The organism is Cupriavidus sp. D384, assembly GCF_001652915.1.
Taxonomy (GTDB): domain Bacteria; phylum Pseudomonadota; class Gammaproteobacteria; order Burkholderiales; family Burkholderiaceae; genus Cupriavidus.
The window spans coordinates 86,148-99,133 of record NZ_BBQI01000088.1; the positions used below are offsets into that span (position 1 = coordinate 86,148).

11 protein-coding genes are annotated in these 12,986 nt (G+C 66.7%); 9 read left to right on the forward strand and 2 right to left on the reverse strand.

Annotated elements, in window-relative coordinates; all coding sequences use genetic code 11:
- Positions 1-292 precede the first annotated feature (292 nt).
- The 5 genes from A9J21_RS17685 (at position 293) to A9J21_RS17705 (ending at position 5,065) form a co-directional block, all read left to right on the forward strand.
- A complete protein-coding gene (locus tag A9J21_RS17685; RefSeq protein ID WP_066737939.1) occupies positions 293-1,207 on the forward strand; it encodes a dihydrodipicolinate synthase family protein in 915 nt (304 codons plus the stop codon).
- Positions 1,208-1,319: 112 nt separating this feature from the next.
- Positions 1,320-1,964, forward strand: a complete 645-nt coding sequence (locus A9J21_RS17690; RefSeq protein WP_082926490.1) for a TRAP transporter small permease — start codon at positions 1,320-1,322, stop codon at positions 1,962-1,964.
- 3 nt (positions 1,965-1,967) lie between these two features.
- Entirely contained in the window at positions 1,968-3,233 is a 1,266-nt protein-coding gene (locus A9J21_RS17695; RefSeq protein ID WP_066737941.1) for a TRAP transporter large permease, read from the forward strand.
- 68 nt (positions 3,234-3,301) lie between these two features.
- Entirely contained in the window at positions 3,302-4,303 is a 1,002-nt protein-coding gene (locus A9J21_RS17700; RefSeq protein ID WP_066737943.1) for a TRAP transporter substrate-binding protein, read from the forward strand.
- 75 nt (positions 4,304-4,378) lie between these two features.
- Entirely contained in the window at positions 4,379-5,065 is a 687-nt protein-coding gene (locus tag A9J21_RS17705) for a GntR family transcriptional regulator (RefSeq protein ID WP_066737945.1), read from the forward strand.
- A 53-nt stretch (positions 5,066-5,118) separates the two neighbouring features.
- Here A9J21_RS17705 and A9J21_RS17710 read toward each other — a convergent pair whose 3' ends face one another.
- Both A9J21_RS17710 and A9J21_RS17715 read right to left on the reverse strand, forming a co-directional pair.
- Positions 5,119-6,108, reverse strand: coding sequence for a tripartite tricarboxylate transporter substrate binding protein (locus A9J21_RS17710; RefSeq protein ID WP_066737947.1), 990 nt, complete (start codon positions 6,106-6,108; stop codon positions 5,119-5,121).
- Between the two features lie 58 nt (positions 6,109-6,166).
- Complete coding sequence (locus A9J21_RS17715) at positions 6,167-7,324, reverse strand: acyl-CoA dehydrogenase family protein (RefSeq protein ID WP_066737949.1); 1,158 nt, start codon at positions 7,322-7,324, stop codon at positions 6,167-6,169.
- A 134-nt stretch (positions 7,325-7,458) separates the two neighbouring features.
- Here A9J21_RS17715 and A9J21_RS17720 point away from each other — a divergent pair, with 134 nt between their 5' ends.
- From A9J21_RS17720 to purT, 4 genes are all read left to right on the forward strand, one after another.
- Positions 7,459-8,244: an IclR family transcriptional regulator gene (locus tag A9J21_RS17720; protein ID WP_066737951.1), complete on the forward strand. Its 786-nt coding sequence runs from the start codon at positions 7,459-7,461 to the stop codon at positions 8,242-8,244.
- Entirely contained in the window at positions 8,241-9,065 is an 825-nt protein-coding gene (locus tag A9J21_RS17725; protein WP_066737953.1) for an IclR family transcriptional regulator, read from the forward strand. Before A9J21_RS17720 ends, A9J21_RS17725 begins: the two co-directional genes overlap by 4 nt.
- Before the next feature lie 237 nt (positions 9,066-9,302).
- Positions 9,303-11,483: a TonB-dependent siderophore receptor gene (locus A9J21_RS17730; RefSeq protein WP_066737955.1), complete on the forward strand. Its 2,181-nt coding sequence runs from the start codon at positions 9,303-9,305 to the stop codon at positions 11,481-11,483.
- 148 nt (positions 11,484-11,631) lie between these two features.
- Positions 11,632-12,834, forward strand: a complete 1,203-nt coding sequence (gene purT / locus A9J21_RS17735) for a formate-dependent phosphoribosylglycinamide formyltransferase (protein ID WP_066737957.1) — start codon at positions 11,632-11,634, stop codon at positions 12,832-12,834.
- The last annotated feature ends 152 nt before the right edge of the window (positions 12,835-12,986 follow it).

The following is a 12,986-nucleotide window of genomic DNA, read 5'->3' on the forward strand; positions in this document are numbered from 1 at the left end:
GTATCGGTGCATGCCTGTCGCCTGCGGTGCACGCCGCATGCAACCGTGCCCCGTCGTGCTCTCTTCCTCCCCGCGCTGGAACGTGCCCCGCGCGGCGCGCCCTGCCCCAATCCACCGTCCGACGCCGTTTTCCGGCACGTCGCCTATCCGGGTTTTCACTGGCACGCTTCGTGCTGGATTATTTCCCAAAGATATCCTTAATATATTTACAAGATATTTCCATGCCGCGTACCGGGGCGTTCGAAGGATCGCCCGGGTGCGCAGCCTCACCTTCCCAACCGAGGAGTTCTTCATGAGCAATCCGCGCTGGACCGGCATCTTCCCGGCCGTCACGACCAAGTTCCACGCCGACGAGCGCATCGACGCAGAAGGCACCATCCGCCATATCGATTTCCAGATCCGCAACGGCATCCATGGTCTGGTCACCTGCGGATCGCTGGGCGAGGCCAGCACGCTGTCCCTGGAAGAAAAGCTCGACGTGGCGCGCATTGCGCTGGAGGCCGCCGATGGCCGCATTCCGGTGCTGGCCAATGTGTCCGAAACCAGCACGCGCGACGCACTGCGCTATATCGACGGCGCCAACAAGCTGGGCGTGGCCGGCTTCATGGTCATGCCGTCGGTCATCTATGTGGCCGACGCCCGCGAGGCCATGCAGAACGTGCGCGCCATGGCCGAGGCGGCCCAGAAACCGGTGATGGTCTACAACAACCCGGTTGCCTATCGCGTGGACCTCAAGCCCGAGCACATGGCCGAACTGGCCGACAGCAAATGGATTGCCGCGGTCAAGGAAAGCACCGGCGACATCCGCCGCGTGACTGACCTGCGCAACACCGTGGGCGACCGCTACCAGATCTTCATGGGCGTGGACGACCTGGCCTACGAAGGGCTGGCGCTTGGCTGCGACGGCCTGCTGGCCGGGGTGGGCTGCGCCTTCCCGCGCGAGACCGTGGCGCTGTTCGACCTCATGCGCGCGGGCAATTTCGCCGAGGCACTGAAGCTCTACCGCTGGATGACGCCGATGCTCCATCTCGATGTGTCGAACAAGCTGGTGCAGAACCTGAAGCTGATCGACGCCATCGTGGGCGTGGGCACCGAGCACATGCGCCGCCCGCGCCTGCCGCTGATCGGCGAGGAACGTGCCTTCGTCGAACGCGTCGTGCGCCAGGCGCTGGCGACGCGGCCCGCGCAATACCAGTCGGTGGCCTGACCCGGCCGGCGCACTGACGCCTGCGATGCCAGCGCGGTGCCACGCGCGCCGACTGGCATCCAACTTGCTCGATCCGGCCCGGCCAATTCCCACGCACAGGAGCTTTACAGCAATGCCAGACCTCTCCTCGATCACGGCGGACGCAGCCTCCGCCAGCCCGCCCGTGGCGCGCCCGGTGCGCTGGGTGCTGCGCGCCTCGGACGCCGTGCTCGCCGTGGAGCGCCTGGCGCTTGGCGGGCTGATGACCCTGCTGGTGCTGCTGATCCTGCTGAACGTGGTGACGCGCTACGCCGGCCTGCCGCTCTACTGGGTGGACGAGGCGTCGGTCTACTCGGTGGTGTGGCTGACCTTCGTCGGCGCATCGATCATGACGCGCCTGCGCCTCGATTTCGCGGTGGGGCTGCTGACCGAACAGCTGCCCGCAAAGCTGGCAAAGGCCGCCAAGGTCATCGCCACGGGCGGCGTGCTGGTGTTCGGCCTTGCCATGATCGCCATGTGCTGGCTGTGGATGGACCCGGTCGGCATCACCAGCTTCAACTTCGACGCAAAGGAATACGCGGCCCAGTCGTTCAACTTCCTCTACACCGAGCGCACGCAGACGCTGGAATGGCCGATGTGGGTGCTGCAGCTGATCATGCCGCTGTTCGCCTGCACCCTGAGCCTGCATGCGCTGGCGAACCTGCTCGAAGACCTGGACCTGGCGCCGCGCCGGGCGTATCCCGAGTTCCATGTCGGCAATGCCGAATCGGTGAACTGAGCCATGACGACCACTTTCTTCTTCTGCGCCGTGATGCTGGCCGGCGTGCCGATCGGCATCTGCCTGTGCCTGTCGGGCCTGGCCTTTATCTTCAGCACCGGCGACACCGTGCTGCTGCAGTCGTTTCCCACGCAGATGTTCGCCGGCGTGGACAGCTACGGCCTGATCGCCATCCCGCTGTTCATCCTGATCGGCGAGATCATGAACAGCGGCGGCATCACGCGCCGGCTGGTGGACCTGTCGATGGCCTTTGTCGGCTCGGTCAAGGGCGGGCTGGCCTACGTCAACATCCTGGCCAACATGCTGGTGTCGTCGATCATCGGCTCGGCCACCGCGCAGGTTGCCATCATGGCGCAGGTCATGGTGCCCGAGATGGAAAAGCAGGGCTACGACAAGACCTTCGCGGCGGGCCTGACCGTCTACGGTGGCATGCTCGGCCCCATCATCCCGCCCTCGGTGATGTTCGTGGTCTACAGCGTGCTGGCCCAGGTGGCCGTGGGCGACATGCTGATCGCAGGCATCCTGCCCGGCGTGCTGCTGACCGTGCTGTTCTTCGTGATCATCGCCATCATGGGGATGTTCTACAACTACCCGCGCAGCGCCCGCCAGACGCTGCGCGAGCGCGCGACGACCGTGCTGCAGGCCAGTCCGACACTGCTGATCCCGATCGTGATCGTGGGCTCGATCCTGGCCGGCCTGGCAAATCCGACCGAGGCGGCCGCCGTGGGCGCGCTGGCCGCGGCGCTGGTGGGGCGCTACGTGACGAAGGAATTCGACATGCGTACGATGCCGGCCATCCTGCTGCGCTCCGCAATCTATTCGGCGATCGTGCTGTTCCTGGTGGCGGCGGCGGCCGTGTTCTCGTGGCTGCTGATCTACGGGAAGATCCCGCAGATGGTGGCTACCTGGATCCAGACCGTGGCACACAGCCCGGTGGCATTCCTGCTGCTCGCCAACGTGATCCTGCTGATCATCGGCACCGTGATCGACGGCATTCCGGGCCTGATCATGACCGTGCCGATCCTGCTGCCCGTAGCCACCGAGGTCTATCACATCGATCCGCGCCACTTTGGCGTGGTCATCGTGATCAACCTGGTGCTGGGGCTGATGTCGCCGCCGGTGGGGCTGAGCTTCTTCGTGGCGTCGGCCGTCACCGGGGCCAAGCCCGGCAAGATGTTCATGATCACCCTGCCCTTCTTCCTGATCAGCTGCGTTGGGCTGGTACTGCTGTCGCTGTTCCCCAGCCTGTCCATCGGGCTGCTGAAGTAACCGGTTTCCCTTCCCCTCGACATTCCCTCGACACCCCCTCGATATCACCGAACGTACAGGAGCCTGCCATGTCCCACTTCACCCGCCGCCGCTTTCTGAAGACCACCGCGCTGGCAACCGCCGCCGCGCCGCTGGTGATCACGTCCACCACGCGTGCCGCTACCACCAAGGAATTCCGCCTGGGCCTGATTACCCCGGCCGGCCACTCGTGGAACCGCGCGGCCGTGGCATTCGGCGAATCGTTGAAGAAGGAAACCGACGGCAGGCTCAGCGTCACGGTGTTCCACTCGGGCCAGCTTGGCAACGAGTCGGCGATGATGCAGCAACTGCAGTCGGGCGCGCTCGACATGGGCTGGATCCAGGCCGCCGAACTGGGGTCGCGCGTGTCCAGCGTGGCCGCCATCAACGCTCCCTACCTGGTGCGCTCCACGGCAAGCGTGGCAAAGCTCGTGCGCACGCCCGCCGCGCTGAAGCTGCTCGATGCCCTGCCGCGCGAAACCGGCACCATCGGCCTTGGCTGGGGTATCACGGGCATGCGCGTGGTGTTTGCCACCAAGGACATCGGCTCGCCCGACGACCTCAAGGGCATGAAGCTGCGGATCAACCCCACGCCGGTCTACCGTGATTTCTATTCGATGCTGGGCGCCGCACCCACGCCCATCCCCACCCCGGCCGTATTCGACGCCATGACCAACGGGCAGGTGGACGGGCTGGAAGCCGATATCGAACTGTCCTGGAACCAGCGCTACGACAAGATCTCGAAGGCGCTGCTGCCGATGAACGCGCTGTTCATGCCGTTCGCGCCGCTGGTGTCGGGCCGGATCTGGGCCGGGCTCGACCCCAAGGACCGCGACCTGGTGCGGCAACTGGTCAGCCAGGCGCTGACGGCGCAGATCAACGATATCGTGACCACCGAAGCCGGCCTGGTCGACAAGCTCAAGCAGTCGTCGGTGGCATTCAAGAGCGCATCCAGCTACGATCCGCAGCCGGTTATCAAAAAGTTCGACGAACTCTGGGTGGCCAAGGCCCCGGCCATCCCGGAACTGCGCAAGATCGGCGCCACGCTCTGAGGCCCTGCCCGCCTGCGGCATAATGTCGGCCACCGCCAGCCCTGCCGGCTGGCGGGCCCCGCTTACTTCTACGAGATGCCTAACGCTTCCAGTTCCCAGGGTACTGCCGCGCACGCGCCGGAAACCGGCAAGCGGCGCGCCGCCGATATCGCCTATGACCGGATCGAGACCATGATCTCGAAGCTGGAGATCGCGCCCGGCAGCCCCGTGGTGGAGGCCGAGCTGGCCGAAATGACCGAGCTGGGCCGCACGCCGGTGCGAGAGGCGCTGATGCGCATGGTGTCGATGGGCCTGATCGTGCAGCAGCCACGGCGCGGCCTGATGGTATCGACCATCGATGTGATGGACCACCTGGACGTGATTGCCACGCGGCGCGTGCTGGAGCGGCTGATTGCCGCCAGCGCCGCGCGGCGCGCCACCGATGTCCAGCGCAAGGCGCTGCTGGCGAGCGCACAGAAGATGGTGAAGGCCGCCCAGCGCGGCAACCTGGACGAATACATGGCCGCCGACCAGGCGCTGGACCACGTCAACCACGCCGCCTGCCGCAACCGGTCGGCCGTGAAGGCCGTGATCCCGCTGATCGTGCAGTGCCGCCGCTTCTGGTACGCCTACCAGCACGAAGGCGAGATTGCCGAAGGCGCGCAGGCGCACCACGCCATGGCCAGCGCCATCGCCAGCGGCAACGAGGCCGACGCCGCGCGCGGCGCCGACCTGCTGATGGACTACCTGGAACGGTTCGCGCGGCGGGTCATCGACGCCTGATCGTCGGCCGGCCAGCAACCAGGGTCTTCCTTGCCGGAAGGCATGCGTTTTCGTCAGTCCAGCGTGGTGCCGGTGGATTTCACCAGCGCGGCCCACCAGGCGGTATCGGACTTGATCTGCTGCGCGAACTGCTCAGGTGAATTGCCCACCGGCTCGGCGCCCTGCTCCATCAATCGCTTGCGGATCTCGGGCCGCGCCAGCACCTTGACCATGGCCTGGTTCAGGCGGTCGACGATCGGGCGCGGCGTATGGGCCGGCGCCATCAGCCCCTTCCATGCGGGCACCACATAGCCCTTGAGCCCGGCTTCCTCGGCCGTGGGCACGTCAGGCGCACCCGATGCGCGCTTCTCGCTGGTTACCGCCAGCGCCCGCAGCTTGCCCGACTGCACGTGAGGCCAGATCGCCGGCATGTTGTCGATCATCAGCGTGATATGGCCGGCGATCAGGTCGGCCACGGCCGGGCCGCTGCCCTTGTAGGGCACGTGCTGCATCTTCAGGCCGGCGGTCTGGTTCAGCAGTTCGCCGGCCAGCTGCGCCGGGCTGCCGTTGCCGGGCGAGCCGAATGTGATCTGGTTCGGATGCGCGCGGGCGTAGGCCACGAACTCCTTGACGTTCCTGACCGGCAGCGACGCATTCACCGCCATCATGTTGTGGTCCCGGGCGATCAGCGTCACGGCCGCCAGGTCGCGCGCAGGCTCGTAGCTCATCTTCGCGTACAGGCTCGGGTTGATGGCGATCTGCCCGGCCGCGGCCATCAGCAGCGTATAGCCGTCCGGCGCGGCCTTGGCAACGATGTCGCCGCCGATATTGCCACCCGCGCCGGGCCGGTTATCGACGATCACAGTCTGGCCCAGTTCCTCGCGCAGCGGCTCGGAAATCAGCCGCGCCACGATATCGGTGGACCCGCCCGGCGCAAACGGCACCACCAGCCGGATCACCTTGCTGGGATACCGGGCCTCGGCGTCGGCCGCGTGGGCGGGCATCATCGGCATCAGGGCCATGCCGCAGGCCAGTCCGGCGGCTATCAGGATGGGCTTGAACATGTTGTCTCCGTCGATATCTTGGTAGCCGCTCTGTGGCGGCCGTCCCGTGGTGCGCCGCTCAGCGGCTGCCGGCCTGCGCGAAGGTGCGCCTGGCAATATTGAGCTGGTGAATCTGGCTGGTGCCTTCGTACAGCCGGAACAGGCGCACGTCGCGGTAGAAGCGTTCGATGCCGTAGTCGGCGATATAACCGTAGCCACCGAACAGCTGCACGCAGCGGTCGGCCACGCGGCCGCACATTTCGGACGCGAAGTACTTGCAGATCGACGCCTCCATCGTCACGTCCTGCCCGTCGTCGCGCTTGCGCGCGGTTTCCAGGATCAGCGCGCGGGCTGCGTGGATCTCGGTCTGGCAGTCGGCAATCATGGCCTGCACCAGCTGGAAGTCGGCCAGCAACTGCCCGAACTGCTTGCGCTCGGTGACAAACCGCACCGCGTCGTCGAGCATGCGAATGGCCGGCCCGGTACACAGTGCCGCCAGATGGATGCGCTGCTTGTTCAGCACCTTCATCGCGGTCTTGAAGCCCTGGCCTTCCTCGCCGCCGATCAGGTTGGCGGCCGGCACGCGGCAATCGTTGAAATAGACTTCGGACACCGGCGATCCGGCCTGGCCCATCTTCTGGTACGGCTGCCCCGTGCCCAGCCCCGGCGTGCCGCGCGGCACGATAAACGCCGAGATGCCGCCCGCGCCGGACTTCTCCGGGTCGGTGCGCGCCATGACCGTGAACACGCCGGCAATGGGCGCATTGGTGATGAAGCACTTGGTGCCGTTCAGGATGTAGTCATCGCCGTCGCGTACGGCCGTGGTCTTCAGCGCCGTGGCGTCCGAGCCTGCATCGGGCTCGGTCAGCGCAAACGAGCCGGTCAGCTCGCCGCTGGCAAGCCGTGGCAGGTAACGGGCCTTCTGCTCGGGCGTGCCATCGGCCACCAGGGCCTCGGAGCCGATGCCGGTGTTGGTGCCCACGCGGGCGCGGAACGCCACCGAGCACTGCGACAGTTCCATCGCGGCCAGCACCAGTTCCTCGGTGGTCATGCCCGCGCCGCCGTATTCCTCGGGGATCGAATAGCCGAACATGCCCTGCGCGGCCATGGCGTTGACCAGATCCTCGGGCACGCGGTCCTGCGCGGCCACCTCGGCTTCGCGCGGCACCAGCCGCTCGCGCACAAAGCGGCGCAGCGAATGCAGGAACGGCTGGAATACGTCGGGGTCACGAATCATCGTCTCGCTCCATCGGTCTTGTGTTTTGTGATGAAGCAAGCGTACGCGCGGCTTCGATATGCCGGCACAGTTGTTTCGCTATCTTGAACACCCGCCCGCCCGGCGCCATACTGGCTTCGGTAGGATGACAACCAATGACCGCGCCCAAATCTCCCCGTCACCACCCCGACCCGGCATTCGCCACCACGCTGGCGCATGGCCTGGCGCTGCTGCAGTGTTTCCGGGTGGGCGAAGCGGTACTCAGCAACAAGGAACTGGCCGAGCGCACGGGGCTGTCCAAGGCCACCATCAGCCGGCTGACCTACACGCTGGCCGTGCGCGGCCTGCTGCTCTATGACGCGCGGCTGCGCCGCTACCGGCTGGGGTCGACGGCCCTGGCGCTCGGCTATCCGCTGCTGGCGAGCCTGCGCGTGCGCCAGGTGGCACGGCCGCTGATGAAGGCGCTGGCCGACCGCATGGGCGGTTCGGTGTCGCTGGGCCTGCGCGACCGCCTGCGCATGGTCTACGTGGAAACCAGCCGGGGCCACGACGCCATTGCCTTCCGGCCCGATATCGGCGCGTCGCTGCCAATGCTGGCGTCGGCCATCGGCCGTGCCTGGCTGGCCCAGGCGCCTGCCGACCTGCGCGCCGCCGTGCTGGCCGGCCTGCGCGAAACGGAGCCCGACGAATGGCAGCGTCACGCCGACGCCATCCCGGCCGCCATCAAAGACCTGACCACGCTCGGTTTTGCGCGTTCGGCGGGCGACTGGCTGCCCGATGTCCATGCGGTGGCCGTGCCGATGCAACGGCCCATCGACGGCGAAACGCTGGTGTTCAACTGCGGCGTGCCCGCCGCGCGCATGAAGACGGGCAAGCTCGAAAGCGAGATGGGGCCGCGCCTGCTGGAACTGGTGGCCGAAGTCGAGGCGCTGCTGGCATGACACAAGACATCCACGATGACACCGGGACGCCGCCGCCACCCGCCCCAGACAACGATCCGTCCGACCGCCAGTTCGCCCGGACACTGGCAAACGGCATCGACATCCTGCTGGCCTACCGCCCCGGCGAGGCGTTGCTGGGCAATCGCGATTTCGTGCAGCGCACCGGGCTGTCGAAATCCACGGTGGCACGGCTCACGCATACGCTGGCCGTGCTGGGCTATCTGCGCCATGAAACCGCACTGGGCAAGTACCGCCTGGGCGCACCGGTGCTGGCGCCGGGTTATCCGCTGCTCGCCAGCATGCAGATTCGCCAGGTGGCGCGGCCGCTGATGAAGGCACTGGCCGACGAGATAGGCGGCGCCGTGTCGCTGGGCATCCGCGACCGCACCCAGATGATCTACGTGGAAACCGCGCGCTCGACCGACAACCTGGTGGTGCCGCCCGATATCGGCGCGGCGCTGCCGATGCTGACCACCGCCATCGGCAAGGCGTGGCTGTGGCGCGTGCCAGCCGAATTGCGCGATCCGGTGCTGAACCGCCTGCGGCTGGCGTCGCCCGACGCCTGGCGCCGCGCCGAAGCGGCCCTGTCCCAGGCGCGGCATGACCTGGAAAGTGTCGGCTACTGCTCGAACCGGGCCGAATGGCGGCATGACGTGTTCGGCTTCGCCGTTCCGCTATGCAGACCGGTGGACTCCCAATGGTTCATCGTCAACTGCGGCGTGCCAGCGCGCCCGGGCACGTTCGACACCGTGCAGAAGCGCGTGGGGCCGCGCGTGGTGGCGCTGGCCCGCACGCTGGAAGACCTGCTCGGACTGCGCTGAGCATCGGGTGGTCAGCGCCAGCGCGCGCCAGCGCGCCCCCAGCATCGGGACGGATGCCGTGTCTTGTCCAGATTGCATCCAATCCGCCACCTGTTGGAAATATGGCAAAGGCCGTGCCTGGTCCATGGCTTTTTCTTGACGGCTCAAGTGCTCACTGGGCATGATTCGCCCTTTGACACCGTAATGCGAGTTGTTCGCATTACGGTTTACGTTTTCATTTACGAGCCAAACCGCATCATGACGTCCTGCCCGTCGCCGGCATCCCGCCGGCAGCACGCCCCCTCGCGCATCCGCCCTCTCGCCGCCTTCGCCCGTGTGGCCGTCCTGGCCGGCTTTCCGCTATGCGGAACCGCCTTCGCCCAGACCGCGCCGGCCGACCAGGCCCTGCCGACGGTGACCGTGAGCGCCGCGCAGGACATCGAAGTAGGCCCGCAGCTCCAGAAAAAGGCCTCCGGCGGCGCGCTGGGCAGCCGGTCGCAGCTCGACACGCCGTTTTCGACCACGGTGGTCAGCGGTGAAGACCTGGCCGACCGCCAGGTAACCAAGGTTGGCGACGTGTTCTTCAACGATGCCTCGGTCTCGGACAACAGCAACGGCAACAACGCGTGGGCGTCGTACACCACCGTGCGCGGGCTGCAACTCGACTGGCGCAATGCGTACAAGATCAACGGCATGCCGTTTATCGCCTACGGCATCACGCTGCCGTACGAGCAGCTGGACCAGGTCGAACTGCTCAAGGGCGCGTCCGGCTTCATGTACGGGTTTGGCAACCCGGGCGGCACCGTCAACTACGTGACGAAGAAACCGACCGACCAGTTCACGGCCAGCGTGGAACTGGGCTATCGGTCGTCGCACGTATGGACCGAGCACGTCGACGTGGGCGGCCGCGCGGGCGCCGACAACATGTTCGGGTATCGCCTGAACGTGACGCACGAGGAAGGCAAGCCGGCCAATGCCGTGGGCATCAACCGCAATTCGGTGTCGCTGGGCCTGGACGCCCGCATCACGCGCGACCTGACCTGGACGTTCGACAGCATCTATCAGGACCGCAATACCTGGGGCGCCACGCCGTCGTTCTACCTGGGCAGCCTGAGCGGCAACCAGCTGCCGGGCGTGATCAGCGGCCGTGGCGGTCTCTACGGCGGCCCGGACACGCACTTCTACTCGAATCTGCAGGTCTACCAGACCGGCCTGCGCTACAACCTGAACCAGGACTGGACGGTCAGCACGACCTACAGCTTCAGCAAGCAGGCCCGCAGCCGTAACGAAAGCACGTTCTTCCTGTCGGATGCCGCCGGCAACTACACCAGCTCGCGCTACGACGGCGCCGAGAACCAGCAATTCAGCAACTGGACGACGATGGTCGAGGGCAAGTTCCGCACCGGCCAGTTCCGCCACGAACTGGTGGCCGGCCTGAGCTGGCAAAAGCAGATCGACCGCTATTCCAGCAACTTTTTCAACGACTCCTCGTTCGCGTCCGGCAACCTCTACGCTCCGTACACGGGCGTGCACTACAGCGACACGGCGTTCCAGAAATACCGCGCCGGCGATACGGCCCAGAAGGCCGCGTTCGTCAGCGACACGATGCACCTGACCGACAAATGGTCGGTGCTGGCAGGCCTGCGCGTGACCAACTACGAGCAGAACAGCTATACCGGCACGGGCTCGGGTAACACCAGCTTCACCAAGAACGGCCTGCTGACGCCCACGGCGGCGATCATGTTCAAGCCGATGCCGAGCACGACGCTGTACGCCAGCTACGTGGAATCGTTTGACGGTGGCGGCGTGGTGGCAACCAACTACTCGAACGCCGGCCAGGGCCTGACACCGGCCAAGAGCCGCCAGTACGAAGTGGGGGCCAAAACCGACCAGGGCATCTGGACCGGTACCGCCGCGCTGTTCCGCATCGAGCGCCGCAGCGAATTCGCGCGCGACAACGGCCCGGGCACGCTGCCTACCTTCGTCCAGGACGGCCAGTCGGTCTACCAGGGCCTGGAACTGGCCGGCTCGTCGCGGATCGGCTCGCAGTGGGAAGTGGGCGGCAGCGCGATGTTCCTGCACACCGAGTACACCGAGGGCGATGCCAATATCGGCAACCGTGTGGCGGGCGCCCCTAACTTCATGCTGACCGGCCGCGTGGCCTACCGCATCCCGTTCGTGCCGGGCCTGAAGGTTGGCGTGGACGGCAAGTACACCGGCCCGATGAAGGCCGACGCCGCCAACAACCTGAACCTGGGCGGCTACACGGTGTTCAATCTCGGTGCCACGTACAACACGCGTGTGGCGGGCAAGGAACTGACGCTGCGCGCGGCGCTGTCCAACCTGACCAACAAGCGCTACTGGGCCTTCCAGTACGAGAACTACGCCCAGCCGGCCGACCCGCGCTCCATCAGCCTGAGCGCGAAGATCGCGTACTGATCTGACGCCATCGCCATGCTCCGGGGCTGCCCCGGATGGCCGCAAAGGCTCCGCCCCGGCGGGGCCTTTCTGTTTTTGGCGCGCCGCTGGCCCGTGAGCCTGCTGCCCGTATACAATCGCGGTTTTTCCTTCCCGCCGAGCCCCCGCCATGAGCACCCTTGGAACGCCCCTCTCCCCGTCCGCCACCAAAGTCATGCTGCTGGGCTCCGGCGAGCTTGGCAAGGAAGTGCTGATCGCGCTGCAGCGCCTGGGCGTGGAAACCATCGCCGTGGACCGCTACGAGAACGCGCCGGGCCAGCAGGTGGCCCACCACGCGCGCACGATCACGATGAGCGACGGCGAGCAGCTCAAGGCGCTGATCGAGGCCGAGCGTCCCGACCTGGTGGTGCCCGAGATCGAAGCCATCGCCACGCCGATGCTCGAAGCCCTGGAAGCGGCCGGCGTGGTCCGCGTGATCCCCACCGCCCGCGCCGCACGCCTGACGATGGACCGCGAGGGCATCCGCCGCCTGGCCGCCGAAACGCTCGGCCTGCCCACCAGCCCGTACAAGTTCTGCGATTCGCTCGAAGCGCTGCAGGCCGCCATCGATGGCGGCATTGGCTATCCGTGCGTGGTCAAGCCGGTCATGAGCAGCTCGGGCAAGGGCCAGAGCAAGATCGACGGCCCCGAAGGCGTCAAGGCGGCGTGGGACTACGCCATGGCCGGTGGCCGTGTCAGCCACGGTCGCGTGATCGTGGAAGGCTTTATCGATTTCGACTACGAGATCACGCTGCTGACGGTGCGCGCAGTGGGCGCCAATGGCCAGGTGGAAACGCAATTCTGCGAGCCGATCGGCCACGTGCAGGTGGCGGGTGACTATGTGGAAAGCTGGCAGCCGCACCCGATGCACCCGAAGGCGCTGGAAACGGCCCAGCACATCGCGCGCGCCGTGACGACCGACCTGGGCGGCCAGGGCCTGTTCGGCGTGGAACTGTTCGTCAAGGGCGAGCAGGTCTGGTTCAGCGAAGTCAGCCCGCGTCCGCACGACACCGGCATGGTGACGATGATCTCGCAGTGGCAGAACGAATTCGAACTGCACGCCCGCGCCATCCTGGGCCTGCCGGTCGACACCAGCCTGCGCGCCCCCGGCGCCAGCGCCGTGATCTACGGCGGCGTCGACGCCGAAGGCATCGTATTCGATGGCGTGGACGAAGCCCTGCGCGTCCCGCAGACCGAACTGCGCCTGTTCGGCAAGCCCGAGTCGTTCACCAAGCGCCGCATGGGTGTGGCGCTGGCCTATGCCGCCGACGTCGATACCGCCCGCAATCGCGCCAAGGAATCCGCCAGCAAGGTCAAGCCGCGCAAGGCCTGATGTATTTTTCCCCTCTCCCGCACGGGACAGGGGAGACAACCACATCCCGCCTGCGGGAGAGGGGCTGGGGGAGAGGGCACGGCGGTTCAAATCGAGGCCGTCGCGTCTTGAGGCGCTCCCCCCCCCCCCCCCCCCCCCCCCCCCAAAAAGGG